General features: G+C 53.6%; 17 protein-coding genes. 13 read left to right on the top strand and 4 right to left on the bottom strand.

The window, feature by feature from the left end:
• The 4 genes from C0081_RS18910 to C0081_RS18895 are packed head-to-tail and all read left to right on the top strand — an operon-like array spanning position 1 to position 6,216.
• Positions 1 to 924, top strand: a complete 924-nt coding sequence (locus tag C0081_RS18910; protein ID WP_101535412.1) for an amino acid--[acyl-carrier-protein] ligase — start codon at positions 1 to 3, stop codon at positions 922 to 924.
• A gap of 2 nt (positions 925 to 926) precedes the next feature.
• On the top strand, positions 927 to 1,901 hold the full coding sequence (locus C0081_RS18905; protein ID WP_101535411.1) for a DUF1839 family protein: 975 nt from the start codon (positions 927 to 929) through the stop codon (positions 1,899 to 1,901).
• 7 nt (positions 1,902 to 1,908) lie between these two features.
• Entirely contained in the window at positions 1,909 to 4,419 is a 2,511-nt protein-coding gene (locus C0081_RS18900; RefSeq protein WP_146006497.1) for a glycoside hydrolase family 2 protein, read from the top strand.
• Between the two features lie 21 nt (positions 4,420 to 4,440).
• Positions 4,441 to 6,216: a serine aminopeptidase domain-containing protein gene (locus C0081_RS18895; RefSeq protein WP_101535409.1), complete on the top strand. Its 1,776-nt coding sequence runs from the start codon at positions 4,441 to 4,443 to the stop codon at positions 6,214 to 6,216.
• 126 nt (positions 6,217 to 6,342) lie between these two features.
• Here C0081_RS18895 and C0081_RS18890 read toward each other — a convergent pair whose 3' ends face one another.
• The 3 genes from C0081_RS18890 to C0081_RS18880 all read right to left on the bottom strand — a co-directional run bounded on the left by C0081_RS18890 (position 6,343) and on the right by C0081_RS18880 (position 13,235).
• Positions 6,343 to 7,884: a bifunctional GNAT family N-acetyltransferase/carbon-nitrogen hydrolase family protein gene (locus C0081_RS18890; RefSeq protein ID WP_101535408.1), complete on the bottom strand. Its 1,542-nt coding sequence runs from the start codon at positions 7,882 to 7,884 to the stop codon at positions 6,343 to 6,345.
• A gap of 350 nt (positions 7,885 to 8,234) precedes the next feature.
• Positions 8,235 to 11,963 (bottom strand): AAA family ATPase, encoded by a 3,729-nt coding sequence (locus C0081_RS18885; protein WP_101535407.1) that lies wholly within the window; start codon positions 11,961 to 11,963, stop codon positions 8,235 to 8,237.
• A 3-nt stretch (positions 11,964 to 11,966) separates the two neighbouring features.
• Positions 11,967 to 13,235 carry an exonuclease SbcCD subunit D gene (locus C0081_RS18880; RefSeq protein ID WP_210200564.1) on the bottom strand — a complete coding sequence of 423 codons (1,269 nt, stop codon included), beginning with the start codon at positions 13,233 to 13,235 and terminating at the stop codon, positions 11,967 to 11,969.
• Positions 13,236 to 13,577: 342 nt separating this feature from the next.
• Here C0081_RS18880 and C0081_RS18875 point away from each other — a divergent pair, with 342 nt between their 5' ends.
• The gene (locus tag C0081_RS18875; protein WP_180966963.1) at positions 13,578 to 14,243 is read left to right on the top strand and encodes an HAD-IA family hydrolase; all 666 of its coding nucleotides are present in this window, start codon (positions 13,578 to 13,580) and stop codon (positions 14,241 to 14,243) included.
• A 24-nt stretch (positions 14,244 to 14,267) separates the two neighbouring features.
• Here the strand turns inward: C0081_RS18875 and C0081_RS18870 are convergent, their stop codons facing one another.
• Positions 14,268 to 15,149, bottom strand: coding sequence for a MurR/RpiR family transcriptional regulator (locus C0081_RS18870; RefSeq protein ID WP_101535405.1), 882 nt, complete (start codon positions 15,147 to 15,149; stop codon positions 14,268 to 14,270).
• A gap of 102 nt (positions 15,150 to 15,251) precedes the next feature.
• Here C0081_RS18870 and C0081_RS18865 point away from each other — a divergent pair, with 102 nt between their 5' ends.
• The 8 genes from C0081_RS18865 to C0081_RS18830 all read left to right on the top strand — a co-directional run bounded on the left by C0081_RS18865 (position 15,252) and on the right by C0081_RS18830 (position 23,543).
• Positions 15,252 to 16,037, top strand: coding sequence for an N-formylglutamate amidohydrolase (locus tag C0081_RS18865; RefSeq protein WP_101535404.1), 786 nt, complete (start codon positions 15,252 to 15,254; stop codon positions 16,035 to 16,037).
• Positions 16,034 to 16,615, top strand: a complete 582-nt coding sequence (locus tag C0081_RS18860) for a TRAP transporter small permease subunit (RefSeq protein ID WP_101535403.1) — start codon at positions 16,034 to 16,036, stop codon at positions 16,613 to 16,615. Before C0081_RS18865 ends, C0081_RS18860 begins: the two co-directional genes overlap by 4 nt.
• On the top strand, positions 16,612 to 17,928 hold the full coding sequence (locus C0081_RS18855) for a TRAP transporter large permease (RefSeq protein WP_101535402.1): 1,317 nt from the start codon (positions 16,612 to 16,614) through the stop codon (positions 17,926 to 17,928). Before C0081_RS18860 ends, C0081_RS18855 begins: the two co-directional genes overlap by 4 nt.
• 52 nt (positions 17,929 to 17,980) lie before the next feature.
• Positions 17,981 to 19,018, top strand: coding sequence for a TRAP transporter substrate-binding protein (locus C0081_RS18850; RefSeq protein ID WP_101535401.1), 1,038 nt, complete (start codon positions 17,981 to 17,983; stop codon positions 19,016 to 19,018).
• A 54-nt stretch (positions 19,019 to 19,072) separates the two neighbouring features.
• Positions 19,073 to 20,434 carry a glutamine synthetase family protein gene (locus C0081_RS18845; protein ID WP_210200563.1) on the top strand — a complete coding sequence of 454 codons (1,362 nt, stop codon included), beginning with the start codon at positions 19,073 to 19,075 and terminating at the stop codon, positions 20,432 to 20,434.
• 12 nt (positions 20,435 to 20,446) lie between these two features.
• Positions 20,447 to 21,829, top strand: coding sequence for an aldehyde dehydrogenase family protein (locus tag C0081_RS18840; RefSeq protein ID WP_101535400.1), 1,383 nt, complete (start codon positions 20,447 to 20,449; stop codon positions 21,827 to 21,829).
• Positions 21,826 to 22,971 (top strand): iron-containing alcohol dehydrogenase, encoded by a 1,146-nt coding sequence (locus C0081_RS18835; RefSeq protein ID WP_101535399.1) that lies wholly within the window; start codon positions 21,826 to 21,828, stop codon positions 22,969 to 22,971. The genes C0081_RS18840 and C0081_RS18835 overlap by 4 nt, the downstream gene beginning before the upstream one ends.
• A 164-nt stretch (positions 22,972 to 23,135) precedes the next feature.
• On the top strand, positions 23,136 to 23,543 hold the full coding sequence (locus tag C0081_RS18830; RefSeq protein WP_101535398.1) for a universal stress protein: 408 nt from the start codon (positions 23,136 to 23,138) through the stop codon (positions 23,541 to 23,543).
• Positions 23,544 to 23,563: the final 20 nt, after the last annotated feature.

Below are 23,563 nucleotides of genomic sequence, written 5' to 3'. Positions count from 1 at the left end.
ATGTGCGGATTAGACCATCATGACGACTCGTTGCTAGAGGCTATGCTGGAGAATAACCTCCTGTTCGACTCTGGCGTCGACGGCCTTTATGGCCGTTCGGGCATTTTCGAAGACGTGATTGAACGCTTTGAATTGCTGGTGAGGCGGCTGGGTGCGCCAGACAAGGCGACACGCATCCATTTCCCCCCTGGAATGGGCCGAAAAACCTTAGAAAAAAGCGGCTATTTAAAAAGCTTTCCCCATCTAGCGGGAGGGGTCCACTCCTTTGAAGGCTCCGATCGTGATCATGCCAAACTTTTGGGCATGCTTGAAGCGGGCGAAGACTGGAGTGACTTGCAAACACCCACGGATGTCTTTTTGACACCAGCGGCCTGTTATCCGCTCTACCCCACCGTCGCCCAGCAAGGCGCTGTGCCCGATGATGGCCGCCTATTTGAATTATCGTCCTATTGTTTCCGTCACGAACCATCCAAAGATCCCGCGCGCATGCAAATGTTCCGCATGCGGGAATTTGTTCGCATTGGCACACCCGAACAAGTTTGTGATTTCCGGGAAAGCTGGCTTGAGCGCGGCAAAACCATGATCGAAGGCTTGGGCTTGCCCTGTCATCTGGATTTGGCCAGTGATCCCTTCTTCGGGCGTGGCGGCAAAATGATGGCCATCAGTCAACGCGAACAAGCGCTGAAATTCGAGCTCCTAATTCCTGTTAACAGTGAGGAAACTCCCACTGCTTGCCTGAGCTTTAACTACCATCAGGATCACTTCGGCCAAACATGGGGTTTGCAATTCGAGGATGGGCGCACCTGTCATTCCGCATGCATTGGGTTTGGCCTTGAGCGGGTGGCGCTGGCGCTGTTCCGTCATCACGGGCCGGACGTCGAAAAATGGCCTGCTGCAACGCGCAAGCTCCTTTGGGAGGACTAGGCATGAAGCGGGTCATTGCCAATGTCCGTCCCGGCTCCTATCGCCAAAGCCCTTTGCACAATGCAGAGCGGCGTTGGGCCGAGACAAACTGCTATGTGGATCTTTTCATAGAGATTATGCATGCGACCGGACACGATCCGGTCGCCACGCTCGGCTTTACCGTCGCGCAAGACTTTGAGGGCGACCAATTTACCTTCTTCAAATTCGCGCTCGAAGATATGCGTAGACTTGCCGGTTTTGACGTGCAGGAGCTCTCGTTATTTGACCGGTTAGAAGGCCATATCACGGCACAAATCGAGCGTGGACGTTTGCCGTTGGTGGAGGTTGATTCCTACTCTCTGCCCGACACACAAGGCATCACCTATGGCATCAGCCATACAAAAACCACCATCGGCATCAATGCACTGGATCCAGCAGGCAAGCGTTTGGAATACTTCCACAATGCAGGCCTTTTTGCTCTGGACGGGGATGACTATGATGCGATCTTCCACCCGGAAGAAACTGCCAAGGGCCTGCCGCTATTTCCCTATGCCGAGTTCGTAAAATTCGAACCACCCGAGGTGCTCGAAAACCTCCCCGCAGCGGCCTGTGATATTCTAAAGCGTCATCTGTTGCGACGCCCCAAAGAAAACCCGTTTAAAGCCTACCAAAATGCCTTTGCCAGTCATGCAGAAGATCTTGGCACGCGCAGTCCGGACTATTTTCACACATATGCCTTTGGCACACTGCGCCAAATCGGTGCGAATTATGAATTGTTATCCGATCATCTGCAGTGGTTGAGCCAGCATGGTGAGCAGGGGTTGGCTGAAGCGACAGAGGCTTGTTTACGGATTTCAGACGTGGCCAAGGCCATGCAATTCAAACTGGCACGGGCTATGGCCCGCAAGCGGTTTGATGGTCTTTCTGAGTCGATTGATCTGATGACCCAAGACTATGGGATTGTAATGCAGGCGCTTGACAGCTGGGCCGTGGCCTGAGGAACAAATGATGAGAGGCACCCCGCGAAACGAGCCAGATTGCGTCGCCAAGCACACCGGCCAAACGCTCACCAGTGGGTGGCAACTGGTGCTAGCGCCTAGCATGGCATTGGCACCCACCAGCCCCGCTTTGCAAAATGCCGACTGGATAGCTGCCCCCTGCCCCGGCACCGCAGCAACGGCTCTTGAAGCGCAGGGCCAGTGGCATCGCAACGCCCCGACGCCGCTGCATGACAAAGACATCTGGTACCGGCACACCCTAGCCGCCAAGGGCAAAGCCACCCTTGTCTTTGAAGGGCTAGCGACCATCGCTGAAGTCTATCTCCAAGGAGCCCTTCTCTTTACCTCCTCTTCAATGTTCCTTCGCCATGAGGTCGATGTCGACCTCCTAGGTGGCGAGGTGCTTATGATCGTCTTTCGCAGTCTGGATGCACATCTGGACGGTTTGACCGGCCCACGCGCGCGCTGGAAACCGCGCATGATGGATGACCAGCGTTTGCGGCTGGTGCGCACGACCTTGATCGGGCATATGCCGGGTTGGTGTCCGGCCTTTGATATCATTGGTCCGTGGCGCCCGATTAAGCTGATCCCCAGAGGGGAAGAATTCCAGATTATTGATACAAAATTGCGGGCCAATCTCGAGGGGAAAACCGGCATTTTGGACGTAACTCTGACGCTCGCCTCACCTTTTGCGGGCACAACCGCGACCATCGAGTGCTCCGGCATCACAGCCCCCCTATCCGCAACGACCCCAACCCAGTTTGTCGCCCGACTTGTCATTCCAGACGTGGAACGCTGGTGGCCGAATGGCTATGGCGACGCTGTTCTGCATACTGTCACCTTGCGCATTGATGATCAGAACAAATCATTGGGACGGGTCGGCTTTCGCCACATCGCCATTGATCACGGCTCCGATGGTAAAGACTTCCAACTTGTTATCAATGGTGTGCCGATCTTTTGCCGCGGCGCAGTCTGGACACCGCCCGATCCGGTTGCGTTACCCAATGACAGGGAGACACTGGCAAAGGCGCTGGACCTTGTCCATGAGGCCCACATCACGATGCTGCGGATTGGTGGCACCTTTGTGTATGAGGCGGATGCCTTTTATGCTTTGTGTGATGAAATGGGTATCCTGATCTGGCAGGATCTGATGCTGGCCAATTTTGATTATCCAGCCAAGAGTGCGGAATGGTGCGCCCTGCTGGAAGAGGAAGTCAAACAGCTCCTTGGGCGGTTGCAGGCCTCGCCATCTTTGGCCATATTGTGTGGTGGCAGCGAAATCGCCCAACAAGCAGCCATGATGGGATTGCCGACACGCATTGATCCAACTCCGTGGTTCGAGACCAGCGTACGCCCGGTGGCACAAGCCGTTCGTCCGGATTTGGTTCTGGTGTCATCCTCACCCTCCGGCGGCAGCTTGCCCTTTGTCGCAAACAGCGGACCAACCCATTATTACGGGGTCGGAGCCTATTGTCGCCCACTGGAGGATGCCCGTAGGGCAGAGGTGCGCTTTGCCAGCGAATGCCTCGCTTTTGCCAACATACCCGAGCAACCCACCCTCGATGCCTTTCTGCCCGTTCCACCGGTGCATGATCCTCGCTGGAAGATGGCTGTCCCCCGTGATGTCGGTGCGTCATGGGATTTTGAAGACACACGAGAGTACTATCTCGCCCATCTTTTTGGTGTCGACCCGCTGCGTCTACGCCTTGAAGATCCGATGCGCTATCTCAATCTTTCCCGCGCAGTGGTAGCCGAAGTCGTTGAACGCACCATAGATGAATGGCGCCGCCCCGGCTCAGTCACGGCCGGTGCACTGATTTGGTTCTGGAAAGACCTGATAGTTGGAGCCGGTTGGGGTGTGGTGGATGCTGTCGGTCGGCCAAAGTCACTCTATTATGCACTCCGCCGAGCCAATCGTCCCCTGCGCGTCATTCTTTGCGACGAAGGCGTCAATGGCCTGATAGCCCATATAGTCAATGACGCGCCCGTGCCGATTGACGGCACCTTATCCATCCAATCATTACGCAATGGCACCGTGCCCGTAGCAGCCGGGCAAGCCCCCGTGTCAGTCCCGGCACACGGATCAATATCAATTTCAGCCTACACGCTATTTGGCGCATTTTTTGATGCCTCCTATGCCTATCGCTTTGGCCCGTTGGCGCATGAATTGACCGTTGCCCGGCTTCTCACAGCCAATGATACAAAGACCATGCTTGCCGAGGGGTTCCATGTCCCGCAAAGCGCAATGATAGAGCCGCAGGATGTGGGCCTGACCGTGCAGCTTGATCAAGATGGCGAAGGCTGGTTCCTGACACTCGCAAGTCAAAGAGCCGCCTACCATGTGCGTATCGCCGATCAATGTTTTGTCCCCGATGACAGCGGTTTCCATCTCATGCCCGACACCACAAAAATCATCAGGCTCAAGCCACGTGAAAACGCAAATACCGCACCATCGGGATTTGCTGCAGCATTAAACAGCAATCAGGACGTGTTTTACCGTACTTCTGACACCGCTTGAACACCGTCAAGGAGACCTAGCATGACGGCAATTGCCACAAGACCGCTTGTCTTTAACAACACCGTTGGTTGGTTGAATGACGCCGAAGGGTCTCGCGGTGTCGTTATCGCCGGCGGGCATGGATTTGAAGATTTGTGCAGCCGGCGCTTTCTCTCCCTATTGGCCGGTGCAATCTCCAGAGCCGGACTGCCGGTGTTGCAGTTTGATTATCCCGGATGCGGCGACGCAATCGGCAATCATCAAACCACCAATCAGCTCGGTAGTTGGCTTCAAGCCATAGACAATGCCATCGATTGCCTGAAGGCCGAGACCGGCGTCTCCGATGTCATTCTCATCGGCTTCAGACTTGGCGCGTTGCTGGGATATTCAGCCGCTTCTCGTCACAAGGATGTAGCGGCACTGGCGCTTTTAGCCCCGCCAGCTTCGGGCAAATCCTTCATGCGGGAGCAGGTCGCTTTGTCTCGCATGATTGATAGTGCGCTTGAAAAATCGCCAATGGACGATGCTTTTGACGGACTTTCCGTCGCGGGGTTTCGCCTGTCTCAACAAACCGTTGAACAGCTCAAAGCATTTGATCCGTTCGGCGTGACCAAAGACAACAAACCACCCGCATCCATTTATCTGGCAGCACGACCCGGCATGGCAGCCAATGAAGGTCTGGTGGACCATATGGAACAATTAGGCTCCGCGGTCACAAGAACCAGCTTTGATGGCTATGATACTTTAATGTGCGATCCCACCGCCAACCAGATCCCTCTTGATGTGATCCAACGCTGCACGGAATGGATCATCAAACAGAGGGGCGGCACAGAAGACAACCCAAGGGGTGGCACACCGCAAGCAAGCAACCCGCCCAGCGTACCTCGCGCTCTGATCGGCCCTGATTATGAGGAAGAGCCTGTTCTGATCGGTCCGGCACCGCATATGGTCGGCATCCATTGCCGCCCACGCCAACAAGACAAAGCAAAGCCCACGCAAAGCGAGGCCTATATGCTTCTTAATACCGGTGGCAACGCCCATATCGGCTGGGCACGCGGCTATGTTGAAACGGCACGCACGCTTGCCGCACACGGCATCGCCTCACTGCGCATCGATCTACCAGATATCGGGCAGAGTGAAGCATCCTTGGATAGCCGCATCCCTCTGTATGATGAAAAAGCTCGCAAGGATGTTATCCGCGCCATCGATTGGCTCTGCGGCAGAGGATATCAAAACATTGCTCTGACGGGCATTTGCTCGGGTGGACATCAAGCATTTCATGCGGCACGCTTGGATAAGCGGGTCTCCAAACTTGTCATGGTCAATCCGCTGTGCTTTTCGTGGAATGCCTCCTATGCGCTGGATCTGGCGATCTGGAAAACCTATGAGAGCAGCAAGGTCATGATGGGACAAAGCATGGCCACCCCCAAGGACAACAAGCCAGACGGCGCCCTTTCCCCTCTTCGCGGCAAATTGTCAAAACGAGCCCGCGTCTTGGTGCGGCGGTCAATTGAATTGGGTAAATCAGGCCTTGCGCATTTGACACCATCGGCCCTTTCCCAAGGCAATCAGGTCAAACGCTGGATGCAAAAACTTACGGCGCGCGGCACCAAAGTGATGATGATTTGCACAGACGGAGATTTGTCGATTGAAGAGATTGATCGCCATTTTGGCCCCGACGCGATGCAATTGCGTGCCATGCAAAATGTCGTCATCCATACCCTTCACGCAGCCGATCACTCCCTGACCCCGCTGCATGCCCGCCAGTCCTTAGCGACTTTACTGATCGAATGGGACGCGGCAGAGCCGAACCACTAAGGATTGGATATGTCGGCACTGTCTACCAAGACAAACTGAAAGGGGGCCTACATAGCAGCCCCCCTTCATCAAGATATGCACAGACCGAGGTCTGCATCGAAGATCAAGCGGACCGGCGGTGAATGATTATTTCAACCATTTCACCTCATAAAGATCAAACCGCCGATCTCCGAAGTTTTGCACAGAGCCTTGCTTTCTTGCGACATGCAGGTCATTGAGGTTCAGATCTGCAAAGATGATCGTCTCTGTGTTTGCAGAGGCTTCTGCCGCGATGCCGTCCCGTGCGAAAGGAAAGTCGCATGGGGTCATTATATGGCTTGTGGCATAGTGAATATCCATATTCTCTACATCAGGTATATTGCCCACAACCCCGGCGGTTGCCACATACATCTGGTTTTCAATGGCCCGTGCCTGTGAGCAATATCTCACACGCAGGTAGCCCTGCCGTTCATCCGTACAAAAAGGGACGAACAGCATCAAGGCGCCCTGATCTGCCAAATGGCGTGCCAATTCAGGGAATTCGGCATCATAACAAACCAAAACCCCAATCGGGCCGCAATCGGTCTGGATGACGTTGAGATCTTCGCCGCCTTCCATATTCCACCAATATTTTTCATTCGGCGTTGGATGAATTTTTTCTTGCTGATGGACTTCCCCACCTCGCAAGAAAACATAGGAAATATTTCTGACTCTGTCGCCAACGAGCGAAGGATGCGATCCGCCAATGATATTGATATTATACGAGATCGCCATCTTGTTCATGGCCTCGACATAGCGGCTGGTATATTTGGTAATGTCCAGAATGGCTTCATCCGGCGTGTGCTTTTTATTTTCGGCAGACAACAGTGACAGCGTAAAGAGCTCGGGAAAAACAACAAAGTCGGCTTTATAGTCGGAGGCAATATCGACGAAATATTCCACTTGCTTCATGAAATCTTCGAAGGAATTGACCTTGCGCACCTGAAACTGAACGCACGCCACACGCACAGACCCAATAGACCGCCCGCGCCGTTGTTTGGTTGTATCTTCTGCAAACAGAGCATTATGCCACTGCATGTGGGTGGCATACCCCATCGACTCGGTGTCACTGGGCAGGTAATTTTTCAATAAGCCGATAATTTCAAAGCCGTTACGAAGCTGAAAGCCCAATACATTGTCTTTTAGCTTTTTGGCACTGACTGCCTCGATATATTCTTCTGCGGCAAGACCGTTCTTGCGGGCTTGCTTTGCATAACCAGGAAGTCGTCCACCAAAAACAATGCCGCGCAACTTCATGGCAACACAAAGCTTTTTGCGCATATTGTAAAGGCGTTGACCAATCCGCAGACCACGGGTTTCGGGGTCAACGCTCACTTCCATTCCGTAAAGAATATCCCCGTTCGGGTTATGCCGCGAGGCATACCCACCGGCGGTAATTTCTTTCCAAGTATGCGGTTTGGTTGCGATCTTGCTATCGATAATAAAAGTCGCCGCGTGCCCCACGATCTGGTCACCAAACAGGGCAATGAATTGTCCGTCAGGAAAACGCGCGATCTGGGACCGGATCATTTTCTTGCTATAGGCTTCCGAAGCGCCATAAACCTTTGTGCTCAAGGCGCAAATTCCGTCGAGGTCGTCCATCGTGGCTTTTCTGACAAAAAGCTTCTGGTTTTTGATCTTCTGGCTCATTTAATTCATCACATTTTGGTTGATCGAAGGCCATGTTTGACCGGAATTCCAGCAATGGTCTATCGGAAGCTGATCGGTTTGATAGTTGATACAATTGACGCGCAATTTCCCGCAAAGATCAACCAGAAAGAAAACACGGATTTTCTGATAAGACCAAAGCGCCAGCAAGACCGAGAATTTGGTAAGCGATGGCCGCGTTTCAAGGGTTGCTGCTGATTGTCTCCGCGCGATCTATTTCATAAAAATTGCGAGATGGAAATCCGTTTTCGTGGCCAACACGCAGATTTAACCGCCACCGATCTTTAAGCCACACATCACCATCTGCTTGAATATTCGGCGGTCACAGTTGCTCAGGCTGAAACCACCAATTCCACCGAGCTTGCGCCCGATCCATGGCGAAGAACCCGCAATTGCACCGGTATGCGGTCCTTCATGGCCTCGACATGAGAAATGACACCGATCGTGCGTCCCTGCGCTTGCAACGTTTCCAGTGCATCCATAGCCACATCAAGGCTCTCTGCATCCAATGAGCCAAACCCCTCGTCGATAAACAGCGTCTCGGCCAAACCGCCTCGACCGCCCATGCCAGACAATGCCAGCGCCAGTGACAGCGAAACGAGAAACCGCTCGCCACCAGACAAGGATCGAGTAGACCGCACTTCATTGCCCATATCTTTGTCGACAATATGAAGAGCCAGCTCTTCACCACCCGATAATTGATAACGCGGTTTCAGATCAGCCAAATGTTGGTTCGCGCGCTCCACAAGCATCGACAGCGTCACACTTTGGGCAATCTTTGCAAAACGATCCCCCTGCTTGGACCCGACAGCCGCGTTCACCGCCGCCCATGTATCACACACGGCTTTCGCCGCCTTAATCTGGGCATCCAGATCTTTCTGTGTGGCACGCAGCGCATCATCTGACTTGAATTGACCATCAATAAAGCCGGTCCGCTTTCGTTTTTCATCCCTCAGTGTTTCTTGTTGCATTTTGGCTGCGCGAAGATCGACCTCTGGCTCGTCAGGTAGGCCGTCATTGATCAGTTTTTGCAAATCCCCTTGACGTTCTCTGAGGTTTGAACTCGCACCCGTCAGGTTATCGTCAAGCACTTTGAGCAAGCTGCGCAACCGCGTCGCTTCTGATGCCCCTTGCACCAACAAAGCATCCAGCCCTGATTGATCCAACCCTGCCGCCGCAAGTTTTTGATCAAGATCAGCCCGCGCGTCTTGGGCTTCCTGCTGCGCGGGGGCCAATGCATTGAGACAAGCCTGAAGCCGCGCATCGACGCTCGATTGATCACTTTTGGCGTTGGAAAGCGCCGTTGCAGCCTGTTGTCGCTTGCGGCTTGCTGCCAGCCTCGCATCATTATGTCGGGAGCGATGGACATCGGTCTCTTCGCCATCCAAAAGTTTGGACCGGTCCAAAAGCAAGCCTTCAAAACGCTCTTGCCGTACCTTTTGCGACTGTTCCGCCTCTACGAGCTTGGTGACCGCCCCCTTTAAATTTGCCTCGGCTGCGGCGACCTTGGGTGCCAAATCTTGCAAGTGCGCCGCGGCCTGATCCCGTCCCGTGATCTGGGTCTTCCACCATTGCACCACAGCCTCGAGGGTTTTGTGAGCAGCAACAGGATCATCATCCAGCCCGTCAAGGGATTGGGATGCCGCAGCGAGCGGTGCGGCAAGGGATCGATCAATCTGTTCAATGCGAGCAATCGCTTGCTCTGTTTCCTGTTCTTTCAAAGAGGCTTTGGAGTGGGCATCCGCGCTTTGCGCCGCTGTCAGTTCTCGTTGTTCGCTGCGTTCTTCGCGCTTGCTAGCGAGGCGTTTGAGCTGATCGCTGCCCGATTCGAATTGCTGACGCACCTTGCTCTGCTCTACGATTAAGACCTCGATCTCGGTCTGTCGGGTATTGAGCTTATCCTGCAACACATCAAGAATCACCAAAGCTCCTTCAGCTTGCTCTGGAACCTGTGTCAGTCCTGCCTTTATCGCAGCTTCTCGCGCACTCACAAAAGCCGTCTGGCTGGCATCAATGAGCGTTGTTGCCTGCTCGGCGGTCTCTCGCGCTGCGGTGAACCTCAACGTGGCGGCGTCGATTGCGCGCTCTAATGCAGTATGTTTTTTCTGTTCTTCAGCCAGATCGGCGCGGGCATCTTGCAAAGTCTGCCTTAGAGTTTGTGCGACGGACATCAGCGATGCATCATCATGCACGGGATGCTCAAGCGAGCCACAAACCGGGCATGGTTCACCAGACTGCAAATGCTGACGCAAACGGGCCGCTTGCTCGGAAACCGCCGCCTCGGCCTGATCCGCAGGAGTCTGCAGCGCCTCGACCTTGCCGGAAAGGGTCAGTATTTGGTTATCACAAACGCGCAGCGCTGCTGTCTCTCTATCCTGTTTTTGGCGGGCCAATGACTGATCCTCGACCGCACGCGACAGGGTGGTTTTGGCACGGCCAAAATCATCAGCTGCGCGCCTCATATCCTTGAGCGCTTGTGCCCCTTCAAGCAACCGGTTCATGCGTTGCTGCGGATCATTGTTGTCAATGTCTTGCAGGCGCTGTTTCGCCGTTGTAATAGCCGCTTCCAGAGTTTGAGTAGCCTTCCGGTCCACTTCATCAGCTTGTGACAAAGCGTTCAAACTAGCTAGAAGCTCTTGCCCACGTTGTCGTTCAGCATTGGCTGCGTTGCGGGCAAGGCTTTCGGTTTTGCGAACCACGCTCCGCTCTTTAATCAAAAGGTCAATATCTGCCCAGCGATCCGCAAGCAAATGAGTCTCGGGCGCACGGTCCAACTGTTCGATGGCCGCATCATGCAGCGCGGTACTTTGTTGCTGTTTGTGTTTCAAGGCGGCCAGAGCCAATGTCAGCTCGGCTTTTTGTTCGGATTGTTTGAGGTGCAGCGCTTCGGCTTCTGCCACTTCTTCTTTGGCGGTGTGAATGATGCTATCCAGCCGCGCCGCCTCGGTCCAAACGGGCCCAAGTTCTTTAAAGAGACGTTCAGCTTCATCATGGTTCTTTTCAGCAAGGTTACTGGCTTTTTGGCAGTTTTCAAGAACCTCGCGGCGGGTTAGTTGCTCTTGGCGCGCCAATCCTTCATCTTTGGTCAGCTGCACAAATGCCTTGTCAGCCGCCACCAAACGCGCATGTTCGGCTTTCAGTCCAAGCGCCCTTTCTATTTTTTCCAGCTGAGCCCGTTCTGCAGCAGCCCCGATTTTTGCAGCATGGGCAGCCTGCTCAGCCTCTTGGGCAGCATGCACCTGTGCCTGCCCAGCTATCACGGCCTCATGCTTGCGGATTTTCTGCGCAATCGCCTCCAATTCAATGGTGAGCAGCGAAATCTCGCCGGTCAGTTGATCACTCTCTTCCTTCAAGCGCGACCGGTCCTCATCTGACAAAACCGGCGTGGCCGCCCGTCGGGTTTCCAAAACACCCAAGGCCGATTGCGCCTCCAAAAACCGCGCATAAACCCGCTTGGAAATGGAACGATAAATCTCGGTTCCGGTCACTTTTTCCAACAGAGCTGCACGCTCGGACGTGTTGGCGCGAAGAAATGCGTCAAAATCCCCTTGCGCCAACAAAACCGTGCGGCGGAATTCATCATAGGTCAGACCAGTGATCTCGGTCACTTTTTGGGTCACCGCTTTGATCTGGCTTTCCAGAACCACATCATCCTCAAGACGGGTCAGCGACCGGTCGACATTTTGCAACTTGCCCTCGGCCCGTCCTCGCGCCCGTCGCGCTGTCCAGGACGCCCTATAGGCCAGCCCATCCGGCGCCAGAAATGTCACTTCAGCAAACCCCTGACTGGCCCCTCTGCGCAGAATGGCACGCGGATCACTGGATTTGATGGTCTCACCCGCGACATCGGGTACATCGTCATTGACACCAACACCAGAAAGCCGCGGACAATTGCCATAAAGCGCAAGGCACATGGCATCCAGAATGGTGGACTTGCCTGCGCCGGTCTCACCCGTGATGGCAAACAGGCCAGTTGAGCGCAGCGGCTCCTGTGTCAGATCAATCTCGAATGGCTTTGAGAGACTGGCAAGGTTGCCGCCCCGAATTGTCAAAATCTGCATGAATCAAGCCCCCGTGGCGGCATCGCGAAAAGCCGAAATATGCTGTTCATCAGGTGTGGTCGCATTGACGCTCTCAAATGCCTTGCGAAACAGTTCCTCCGGCGTGGTTTCCGCAAGAGAAATCGGGGCAGTCTGTTCGCTCTGCTCGGTGAGCCGTTGCACACGCACACCGGCGGTGCGCAGCGGATATTTGGCCAGTAGCTTTTCAACATCGGCCAGTAGAACCGAAGCAGGGCCAGTGGCTTGCAGATTAACATAGACAAAGGGCCGCAAGGATTTAGGCAGATCTTCTTGAAGTGCAATCTGTTCAAGCGCCACCTCGAAAGCCTCAAATGTCATGGCCCCTTGCGCAGGCAATCGGATCATTTCGACGGGGCGCTCAATGGACAGATGGTGTTTGCGCAAGCCTTCCGCATCAATGTCGATCAAGGTCACACCGTGATCATAGCTGATTTCAGCCGCCGACAATGGAAAGCAAGAGCCAGAATACCGGATACGTCCACCATCCAGATTTTGAGGGCGGTGCAAATGGCCAAGCGCCACATAATCAAATGCCTCGGGGAAAACATCTTCAGACAAGGCATGTTCGCCACCGATCAGAATGCGACGTTCGGCCCCTTCGCTTTCCGTGGCTCCATGGCAATGCAAATGCCCCATAGCAAGGATTGGCAAGCCACCGGCATGAGCGAGGGCTGCCTCGGCCATATCAGCATGAAACCGGCGTGCCGCCTCAACAATGGGAGATCCGCGCTTCTCATCAGCAGCAAAGCTCAAACCGGGCAGATCGGCAGCCCGCAAAAAGGGAATAGCACAAACCCAAGCCCGCACAGTACCGGACGCATCGCACAGCGGTATCATATGCTGTGCATAGTCGATGGCATCTGCGATGTGGCGCATGGTTGCGATGACATGCACATCGAGACTGGCAAGAATGGGTCCGGGCGCTTCGAGCCGCACGGTTGGGTCATGGTTGCCAGAGGTAATCACGGTGCACAATTCCGGACGGCGATCTTTGAACGATCGCAAGGCAGAATAGAGCAATTTTTGCGACTCGCCAGATGGGTTGATGCCGTCATATATGTCGCCTGCGACAATCAGCACATCCACCGCTTGCTGTTCAATCACATCCCCCAGCCGCTCAAACCAGATCCGATGCTCTTCATGCCGCGACCAGCCATTAAGGGTCTGACCAATGTGCCAGTCAGCAGTATGAAGCACACGCAGAGCGTTGCCTTTGGCGCCTACATCTTCACCGTTGTCCACGCCTGTCATTTTCTGATCCGCCAATGCTCGGTCATTCTATATCCTCGTGGCCAAACAGAAAACTCACCACGCTTTTTTCGGTTATTCTCAAGACTAATGTACCCCCGTTGCGAGAACAAGCGGCAGCTGCAAGCAATCCCGTTTCACTCAAATACGCGCATTCGAGAAGACTTTTGACGATACCACACCGACATAGGATTGAGATCCGTTTCCCTTAGGGTGTATACCCATGCAACAACAGACCCGCTATGCAAGTTTAGGCCATGTCTTTTGGGCTACCTTGTTATAGATTGCACAAAGCCTGTCCCGATTTCTACGCGCCTCTTCTTTCATTCCGTCTGGAGCATCCCCTTGTCAAAATCTTTTCCTTTTGAAGCCTGCCTGTTTGATCTGGACGGTACGTTGGTCGATTCAATCGCAGCGGTCACGCGCGCCTGGTCCAAACTGGCTCTGCGTCACGGTCAGGACCCTGAACACGTTCTTCATGTCATTCATGGCAGACCAGCTTCGGAATCCCTGAAAGAACTCCTAAGTTTTATGGATGAGGAAGCGCTTCAAGAAGAGTTTCTCTGGCTTGAAAATCTGGAAGCCACCGATACCGATGGGGTCATTCCCATTGCAGGCGCACTTGGCTTTCTTGCGCGTTTGGACGCCTTGCAAATCCCGTGGGGAATTGTAACCTCCGGCACTCAGCCCATCGCGCGGCCACGCATAAAAGCTGCCGGAATTCCCATGCCGGATGTGCTTGTCACCGCAAATGAAATTAAAAAGGGCAAACCCGACCCCGAACCCTATCTTCTGGGTGCGGCGCAAATCAAAATCGATCCCCAAAAATGCATCGTCTTTGAAGATGCTCCAGCGGGCATCACTGCAGGTCTCGCCGCACAAAGCACGGTTATTGCCATCAGTGCGGCAGCCGGTTTCACACCCACGGAACGCGTCCCGTCCATCAACAATTATGATCATCTGACCATCCGTCAATCGGATGAGGGATTCTATCTGGAAATCACGCAATAGCCCCACTAGCATCAAGGGCTTGTATCAACTCTTCCGGAAGATCTCAGCAACGCCGATCATCTTTTCCATCTCTTTGATACGATCGGCACTTCGTTCAGGATTTGAATTTTGAATATGGGCGATCATGCATTCAACAAGCAGATTGATGGCGATTGTCGAATCCCAGCTTGAAGGCGCTTCCACCATCGCCCGAAAACAATTGTCGGCAATACGTTCAATGGGCGATCCCCACTGGTCGGTAAACAATACAATTTTGGCACCTTGAGAAGCTGCCAGCAGCGCCAGTTTCTCAAGCTCTTTTTCATAGCGGCGGATATCAAACAGGATCAAAACGGAAGACGAATCCAAATCCAGCAGGGTTTGGGGCCAAACACTGGGAGACGCCCCCAACATGGAGACGTTGGGGCGTATGATCTGTAAGTGATTGAAGAAATGATAGGCACTCGACTGCGAGATTTTACCGCCGCGGAGATAGACCTTGTTTTTCGGATCGCCCAACATGTTCGCCACATCATCAAACATCCGATAGTCCAACTGACTCATCGTGCGATTGATATTCTCGACCACCTGAAACGAAAAACGATTGGCCACGTGGTCATTGTGGGCAGAAGACACATGTCCATCAATTTTTGCCAACGGCTGTTTGATGCGTTCAGCCAACTCGGCACGGACCGCCCCCTGCATATCGGGAAAGCCGTGAAACCCCAGCTTACGTGCAAACCGAATGACCGTGGGGGTCGACACGTCGGCAGCAATCGCCAGCTCGGTAATCGACTTCAATTCGATCGCCAGTGAATCGTCTTTCAAATAAGGGACCAACCGGCGTTCAGCAGGTGTAAAGGCCGATTTATGCTGTTCAATCAAATCGCGAACAAGCATTTTTTCATTGTCAATTCCTTGCTTCATAATTACACCATAAAGAATAATGTAGAAAAAAATACAGAAAAAAATTGACTTTTCATCCCTGCCTGTAGTTTTCTTTACAAAGGCAACCGGGGAGAATAAAATATGACCATACGGACATGGTCCCCAATTCAATTTCACGGAACAAGCGGAAAAGCACCGTTTGTGCTGTTATGTGAACATGCGGCCAAAGACATCCCGCAAGAGTTGGGCAACTTGGGACTTGATCCCGAAGCGCGCGCTTCGCATGCGGCGTGGGACATTGGCGCATTGGACGTCGCAACCGGACTGTCGCAGCTTCTAGACGCGCCTTTGGTTGCGGGCGGCGTATCGCGCCTCGTTTATGATTGCAACCGCCCTCTTCAGGCCCCCGATTGCATGCCAGTGAAGAGCGAGGTCTTCTCGATTCCAGGCAACAAAGATCTCACCGATGATGAGAGACAATTGCGCTTTGCACTTGTTCACGAACCCTTTCATTCCGCAGCCCAAGACCTGATCCGCGCCCAAATCAAAAGATCCAAAACGCCTGTCACCGTCCTGACAATTCACAGCTTTACCCCTGTTTACAATGGTGGCCAACGGCTGGTTGAACTTGGATTTCTATTTGACAAAAACTCAGGCTTCAGCGACGCAATCCAGACCATCGAGCAGGAGCGCGGTCGTTTCAAATCAGCGCTGAACGAACCTTATGACGCGACAGACGGCGTCACCTACAGCCTTCGAAAGCACGCTGAAGATCTCGATCTGGACGCGACCATGATCGAAATTCGCAATGACCTCATAAACACACAGGACAAAGCCAAAGAAATGGCCGACCATCTCGCTCAATCCATTTTGCAGGCACACGAGACCCTGCATCAAGATAGGCAGAGAAAGGCGAACGCTTCATGAAGGCCCTTTTGCGCTTCATCGATTTGGTTGACGGCTTCAATCTTCGCGTAGGACGCGTCGTAATGTATGGCCTATTTGTGCTTATGGCGATCCTGCTGTGGTCTTCCGTCTCCAAAACATTCTTCAGCCCATCCCTGTGGACCTTGGAAATGGCCCAGTTCGCCATGGTCGCCTATTATATGCTTGGTGGTCCCTATTCGCTCCTGATGGGGTCCAATGTACGCATGGACCTATTTTATGGCGACTGGTCGAAAAGACGAAAAGCAGCCGTCGATTGTTTCACCGTTCTTTTCTTGGTCTATTATCTGGGTGTTCTGCTTTATGGCGGCCTTAGTTCAACGGCCTACTCATTGGGATACTGGGGATCTGACCCTATCAGCTATTTTGTTGGCCTAATCATCGGCAGCGAAGAAGTGGGACGGTTAGAACGGTCTTCAACCGCATGGCGACCCTATGTCTGGCCCATCAAAGCCATCATGGTAACAGGCGTCCTGATGATGCTGTTGCAGGCCCTCGCAGAGTTGGGCAAAGACATCGCCCGACTTGCCGGCCACTCCATTCCAGAGGTGAAAGAATGAGCCAAGAGCACATTGCAATCTTTATGTTCGCCTCAATGATGCTGATGCTGTTTTCAGGTCAGCGGGTCTTTGGTGCAATTGGCGCCATTGCGGCCATTGCGGCCATGGCCTTATGGGGAACAGGCGGGCAGGACATTCCGTTTTCTGCGGCCATGAAACTCATGAAATGGTACCCTCTGCTCACTCTGCCAATGTTTATTTTCATGGGATATGTATTGTCCGAAAGCCGTTTGGCCGATGATCTTTATCGCATGTTCCATGTCTGGTTTGGCGATGTCAGCGGCGGCCTTGCCATGGGCACCATTGGCCTTATGGTGTTGATATCGGCGATGAACGGCTTGTCCGTTGCCGGAATGGCGATTGGCGCCACCATTGCCCTGCCCGAGCTGCTCAAACGTGGCTATGACAAAATAATGGTGACCGGCGTCATTCAGGCGGGGTCTTCGCTTGGCATTCTGGTGCCGCCATCGGTGGTTCTGGTGCTCTATGCCATGATTGCCCGTCAGCCCGTTGGACAGCTTTGGCTGGCTGGTATCGTTCCCGGCCTGCTGATGGCCGCCATGTTCATTCTCTACATCTGGATCCGCTGTCGCATCAACCCCAAATTGGGGCCTGCACTCCACGAAGCTGGAAACGTGCCACGCTCAGAGAAAATCCGCCTATTGGGCGCAGGCATCCTGCCATTGGCCATTTTCGCAACCATGATGGTGCCGTTTGTCAACGGCTGGACATCTCTGGTCGAAAGTTCAGCCATTGGCGCCCTTACAGCTCTTGCTGCGTCGATTCTCAAACGGCGAATGACTTGGAAAATCTTTCAAACCTGCACCCGCCAGACTCTGGGCATCTCTTGCATGTTCATGTGGATCATTGTCGCGGCGTTGGGCTTTGGTGCTGTGTTTGATGGACTGGGTGCCGTCAAGGCGATGGAAAATCTCTTCACCGAGCAAATGGGACTGTCCCCATGGATGATCCTGATTCTGATGCAGCTCAGCTTCATCATCATGGGAACCTTTCTGGATGATACGGCGATGCTTGTTATTGTCGCTCCGCTCTATGTTCCCCTTGTCGGCGCTCTTGGTTTCGATCTAATCTGGTATGGCGTGCTGTACACCATCACCACCCAGATCGCCTATATGACACCGCCTTTTGGCTACAATCTGTTCCTCATGCGCGCCATGGCTCCTCCGGAAATCGGCTTGCGTGATATCTACCGATCCATCGTGCCCTTCGTTGGTGTGATGGTTCTGACATTGATCATCATTATGCTTTTTCCTCAGATCGCACTTTGGCTTCCAGAAGCGATCTACAATTAATAAATGCAAGAGTTTCAAAAGAAACCGGCAATCACTCAAATGGAGAACACAAATGACAACTTCGAGACGTAATTTTTTAAAGACAGCAGCGATTGGCGCTGCTGCTGCACCTCTGGCGACCCCAGCCCTTGCACAAAGCACCATCAAGTGGCGCATGCAAACTTATGCTGGCCCGGCTCTGGCCGCCCATGTCATTGATCCTGCAATCAAACTGTTTAACCAGATTGCAGGTGATCGCATGCAGATCGAGCTGTTTTATGCCGATCAGCTGGTCCCAACAGGTGAGTTGTTCCGCGCCTTGCAAAAAGGCACGATTGATGCGGTTCAGTCCGATGACGATTCAATGGCATCTCCGACCGATGTCACCGTCTTCGGTGGCTACTTCCCGTTTGCCTCCCGTTATTCCCTCGATGTACCAGTGCTGTTCAACCAATATGGTCTGAATGAAATCTGGGATGAAGAATATTCCAAAGTCGGCGTCAAACACATCTCAGCCGGATCTTGGGATCCATGCCACTTTGCCACCAAAGACCCGATCAACTCTTTGGCCGACCTGAAGGGCAAAAAAGTCTTCACCTTCCCAACCGCTGGTCGCTTCCTCAGCCAGTTCGGCGTTGTGCCTGTCACCCTGCCATGGGAAGACATTGAAGTTGCCATGCAAACCGGCGAGCTGGACGGCGTCGCATGGTCCGGCATCACCGAAGATTACACCGTCGGTTGGGCAGATGTGACCAACTACTTCCTCACCAACAACATCTCCGGCGCATGGGCAGGCTCTTTCTTTGCTAATATGGGCCGCTGGAACGAGTTGCCTGAAGATCTGCAAGCGCTGTTCCGCGTTTGTTGTGATCAGTCCCATTATTATCGCCAGTGGTGGTATTGGGGTGGAGAAGCCAGCCTGCGCGTTGACGGCACCAAAATGAAACTGACATCTATTCCTGATGAGGAATGGAAACAGGTAGAAGACGCAGCAGTTGTCTTCTGGGATGAAGTGGCAGCAGAGTCCGAGACAAAAGCAAAAGTTGTCGAAATCATCAAGAAATACAATGCCGACATGCAAAAAGCAGGTCGCCCATATCGTTACTCTTGATACAGATAGCCGGAGGCGGGTTTCCCGTCTCCAGCCCTCTTTGGAAAATACGCCATGAACCAAGCCATGACCGTTGATACTCTCAAAAAATCCATTGCCAGCAAACTGATTGACACAGTTCTGGTTTGCATGATCGACATGCAAGGGCGCCTCATGGGCAAGCGCTTTCATGCCGAAGCATTTCTTGAGATTGCACAAGACGAAACCCACTGCTGCAACTATCTGCTTGCAACCGATTTGACGATGGCAACGCCCGAGGGCTATGCCTCGACCAGCTGGCAAAGCGGCTATGGCGATTATGTCATGAAGCCAGACCTGACCACCCTGCGGCCTGTGCCATGGCTGGAAGGCACGGCCATGGTTCTGTGCGACGTTCTGGACCATCACACACACGCGCCTGTTCCCCATTCCCCGCGTGAGATGCTGAAAAAACAGATCGCACGCGCAAATGCTCTGGGCCTGACAGCCATCATGGCGACCGAGCTGGAATTTTTCCTCTTCAAAGGCACCCATGACGACATCGCCAAAAGCGGTTTCAAACTGGAGCCTATTTCCAACTACAACGAGGATTATCACATCTTCCAAACGTCCAAGGAAGAATATGTGATGCGTCCGATCCGCAATCATTTGCGCGAAATGGGCATCCCGATTGAAGGCTCCAAAGGCGAAGCTGAAGCCGGTCAGGAAGAGCTGAATATCAAATATTCAGATGCTCTGGCCACCGCTGATCACCACACGCTTGCCAAACATGGCATCAAGGAAATTGCCCATCAGCATGGTTTGGCCGCGTCCTTTTTGCCCAAATGGCACAAAGACCGTGTCGGCAGCGCCTCCCACGTGCATCAATCACTCTGGAAAGACGACACAAACGCTTTCTTCGACCCGGACAGGCCGCTGGGCAAATCAGAATTGATGGATCATTATGTTGCAGGCCTGATGAAATATGCCGCCGATTACACCTATTTCTTGGCCCCCTATATCAACAGCTACAAACGCTTTGCCAAAGGCACCTTTGCACCGACCCAGATCGTCTGGTCGGTCGACAATCGTACCGCCGCCTATCGGCTTTGCGGTGAAGGTTCAAAAGCGGTGCGTATCGAATGCCGCACCCCTGGCGCCGATATGAACCCCTATCTGGCACAAGCTGCACTGTTGGCAGCGGGCCTCAAAGGCATCGAAGAAAAGCTCCCCCTGCCTGAAGCCTATTCAGGGGACGCATATGCAAATGACGACCAACATCACGTTCCGCGGACCTTGCGCGATGCGCGCGCGGCACTGATAGATTCTTCCATGCTGCGCGAAGCCATGGGCGATGATGTGATCGACCACTATGCCCGCGCGGCCGAGTGGGAAATTGACGAATTCAACAAAATAGTGACCGACTATGAAGTCGCGCGCGGTTTAGAGCGCGCATAATAAGGAACTCCCATGTCACAGATGCTGAAATGTATCTCCCCCATTGATGGGTCGGTTTTTGCAGAGCGCCCTGTTCTGTCTTTGCAAGACGCCAAGTCTGCCGCCAAGACGGCACGCAAAGCGCAGGCTGCTTGGGCTGCAAGGCCCCTGCAAGAGCGGATTGCGCTCGTCATGGCCGGGGTCGCCAAAGTGGGCGAGATGAACAATGAAATAGTGCCAGAGCTAGCCCAAATGATGGGACGCCCCGTGCGCTACGGCGGTGAATTTGGTGGCTTCAACGAGCGGGCCAGCCACATGGCCTCCATTGCGCAAGAAGCATTGGCCGATATCATGGTCGGTGAGGACGCCACCTTCAAACGCTACATCAAGCGCCTGCCGCATGGGGTCGTCTTGGTGGTTGCGCCATGGAATTACCCCTATATGACCGCCATCAACACTGTGGCCCCTGCCCTGATCGCAGGCAACACAGTGATGTTGAAGCATTCCACGCAAACGCTTCTCGTCGGCGAGCGTATGGTCAAAGCCTTCCAAGCCGCTGGTGTGCCTGAGGATGTTTTCCAGAATCTGTTCCTAAGCCATGACACCACCTCTGCACTCATCGCTGACAACGCCTTTGATTTTATCAATTTCACCGGCTCGGTCGGTGGGGGCCAAACGATGGAACGTGCGGCTGCTGGCACCTTCACCGGCGTAAGCACAGAGCTGGGCGGCAAAGACCCCGGTTATGTTATGCCGGACGCCGACCTTGACGCAGCGGTCGACACTCTGATCGACGGAGCCATGTTCAACTCCGGCCAGTGCTGTTGTGGCATTGAGCGCATTTATGTTCATGAGAGCCTGTTCGATGCCTTTGTCGAAAAAGCCGTGGCCATCGTCAATAGCTACAAACTTGGCAATCCTTTGAACCAAGAGACCACCATCGGTCCAATGGCCAACGTGCGCTTTGCCAAAGAAGTCCGCGACCAAATCGCCGAGGCCGTTGAAGCCGGCGCCAAGGCCCACATCGAGACATTTGCGCAAGATGATGGCGGTGCCTATCTGACGCCACAAATCCTGACCAATGTCACCCATGACATGCGGGTCATGCGCGAAGAAAGCTTCGGGCCTGTCGTTGGCATCATGTCTGTGAAAGATGACGAAGAAGCCATCGCGCTAATGAATGACAGCGACTTTGGCCTCACAGCCAGTCTTTGGACCAAAGATATCGACCGTGCAATCGCTGTGGGAGACCGCATTGAAACCGGCACTGTCTTCATGAATCGTGCCGACTATCTCGACCCCGGCTTATGCTGGACCGGCTGCAAGCAAACCGGCCGCGGCGGCGGCTTGTCTGTTATCGGGTACCAGAACCTGACCCGTCCAAAATCATACCATCTCAAGAAGGTGACGCAATGACCCTCACAGGCAACTGGTCCTATCCGACCGCAATTAAATTCGGCGCTGGCCGCATTGCAGAAATCGGCGCAGCATGTGCCCAAGCCGGTATCAAGCATCCATTGCTTGTCACCGATCGTGGTCTGGCATCCCTGCCCGTCACCATTTCAACTCTGGATGTCATCGAGGCTGCTGGGCTGGGTCGTGCTATTTTTAGCGATGTTGACCCCAACCCCAATGAGATCAACCTCAGCGCTGGCGTTGAAGCGTTCAAGGCAGGCAACCACGATGGTGTGATCGCCTTTGGTGGCGGTTCCGGCCTTGATCTTGGCAAAATGGTTGCCTTTATGGCTGGCCAGATCCGCCCGATCTGGGATTTTGAAGACATTGGAGACTGGTGGACTCGTGCCGACAGCGACGCCATTGTGCCCATCGTGGCAGTGCCCACCACCGCAGGCACCGGCTCTGAAGTGGGCCGCGCCAGCGTCATCACCAATTCGGTCACTCACGAGAAGAAAATCATCTTCCATCCCAAAGTGTTGCCTGCTGTGGTGATTTGTGACCCAGAGCTGACTGTAGGCATGCCACCAGCGATCACCGCAGGCACAGGCCTTGATGCCTTTGCGCATTGTGTTGAAGCTTTCAGCAGCCCGCATTATCATCCTATGAGCCAGGGCATTGCCTTGGAAGGCATGCGGCTGGTCGTCGAGAACCTGCCTCGCGCCTATAAAGACGGAACCGACATTGAAGCCAGAGCCAACATGATGTCCGCTGGAGCAATGGGGGCTACCGCCTTTCAAAAGGGCCTTGGTGCCATCCATGCCCTGAGCCATCCACTCGGTGCGATGTATCACACCCACCACGGCACCACCAATGCGATCTGCATGCCGGCAGTACTTCAATTCAACCGCCCTGCTATCGAAAAACGCTTTGATATCATCACCCAATATCTTGGACTGAGCGGTGGCTTTGATGACTTCTGCGCCTTTGTGGATGGCTTCAATGACAGTCTGGGCATCCCAAAACGCATGAGCGATCTGGGTGTCACCAACCCCGACATCGACAAGCTGGTTGAAGGTGCATTGAAAGACCCGTCCTGTGGTGGCAACCCCATTGAGCTGACCGCTGACAACCTGCGCAAGCTCTTCCAAGCAGTGCTATAAAAATAGGCACAGCCCGATAATAGTCATGTGTTTCCGCGCCGGTTTGGAGTATAATAAACTCAAATCAAATCGGCGCGGCACTGTTTACTATCGGCCAAAGGACAGGGGCCCCAAATGTGCCCAAACAAGCCGTGTTAAGGCCTGTCCTGTAGGAGGAGTACCAGATGTATAAAAACATCCTTGTCCCCATTGCACTTGATCATGACCACAGCCCAACAGGCGCATTGGAAGCCGTAAAGGCTTTGGCCGATGACACCGCCAATATTATTCTCTTGCATGTGTTTGATATTGTGCCAGCCTATGTTGCGTCTCAAGTCCCTCCCGATGTCCGCAAAGAAGCCCGTAAATATGTATTGGACGAGCTAGAAGCCATCGCAAAAACCATTCCAAACGCCACAGTGGCGTCCGACGATGGCAACGCAGGCACCGTGATTGTGGACTATGCTGAAGAACATGATGTGGACTTGATCGTCGTTGCATCCCATCGTCCCGGAATGCAAGACTATTTCCTGGGATCAACGGCAGCACGCGTTGTGCGTCACGCGCCTTGTTCGGTTCATGTCATCCGATAATTCGGCCTTACGAGATCGAG

It is taken from the genome of Cohaesibacter celericrescens (genome assembly GCF_002866925.1).
GTDB classification, from domain to species: domain Bacteria; phylum Pseudomonadota; class Alphaproteobacteria; order Rhizobiales; family Cohaesibacteraceae; genus Cohaesibacter; species Cohaesibacter celericrescens.
This window is presented reverse-complemented; position numbering and strand designations above follow the sequence as displayed.

What these genes read in the sequence shown, in the direction of transcription:
- C0081_RS18910 (WP_101535412.1), top strand. Translation starts at nt 1, where the DNA reads ATGTGCGGATTAGACCATCATGACGACTCGTTGCTAGAGGCTATGCTG.
- C0081_RS18905 (WP_101535411.1), top strand. Translation starts at nt 927, where the DNA reads ATGAAGCGGGTCATTGCCAATGTCCGTCCCGGCTCCTATCGCCAAAGC.
- C0081_RS18900 (WP_146006497.1), top strand. Translation starts at nt 1,909, where the DNA reads ATGATGAGAGGCACCCCGCGAAACGAGCCAGATTGCGTCGCCAAGCAC.
- C0081_RS18895 (WP_101535409.1), top strand. Translation starts at nt 4,441, where the DNA reads ATGACGGCAATTGCCACAAGACCGCTTGTCTTTAACAACACCGTTGGT.
- C0081_RS18890 (WP_101535408.1), bottom strand. Translation starts at nt 7,884, where the DNA reads ATGAGCCAGAAGATCAAAAACCAGAAGCTTTTTGTCAGAAAAGCCACG.
- C0081_RS18885 (WP_101535407.1), bottom strand. Translation starts at nt 11,963, where the DNA reads ATGCAGATTTTGACAATTCGGGGCGGCAACCTTGCCAGTCTCTCAAAG.
- C0081_RS18880 (WP_210200564.1), bottom strand. Translation starts at nt 13,235, where the DNA reads ATGACAGGCGTGGACAACGGTGAAGATGTAGGCGCCAAAGGCAACGCT.
- C0081_RS18870 (WP_101535405.1), bottom strand. Translation starts at nt 15,149, where the DNA reads ATGAAGCAAGGAATTGACAATGAAAAAATGCTTGTTCGCGATTTGATT.
- C0081_RS18865 (WP_101535404.1), top strand. Translation starts at nt 15,252, where the DNA reads ATGACCATACGGACATGGTCCCCAATTCAATTTCACGGAACAAGCGGA.
- C0081_RS18860 (WP_101535403.1), top strand. Translation starts at nt 16,034, where the DNA reads ATGAAGGCCCTTTTGCGCTTCATCGATTTGGTTGACGGCTTCAATCTT.
- C0081_RS18855 (WP_101535402.1), top strand. Translation starts at nt 16,612, where the DNA reads ATGAGCCAAGAGCACATTGCAATCTTTATGTTCGCCTCAATGATGCTG.
- C0081_RS18850 (WP_101535401.1), top strand. Translation starts at nt 17,981, where the DNA reads ATGACAACTTCGAGACGTAATTTTTTAAAGACAGCAGCGATTGGCGCT.
- C0081_RS18845 (WP_210200563.1), top strand. Translation starts at nt 19,073, where the DNA reads ATGAACCAAGCCATGACCGTTGATACTCTCAAAAAATCCATTGCCAGC.
- C0081_RS18840 (WP_101535400.1), top strand. Translation starts at nt 20,447, where the DNA reads ATGTCACAGATGCTGAAATGTATCTCCCCCATTGATGGGTCGGTTTTT.
- C0081_RS18835 (WP_101535399.1), top strand. Translation starts at nt 21,826, where the DNA reads ATGACCCTCACAGGCAACTGGTCCTATCCGACCGCAATTAAATTCGGC.
- C0081_RS18830 (WP_101535398.1), top strand. Translation starts at nt 23,136, where the DNA reads ATGTATAAAAACATCCTTGTCCCCATTGCACTTGATCATGACCACAGC.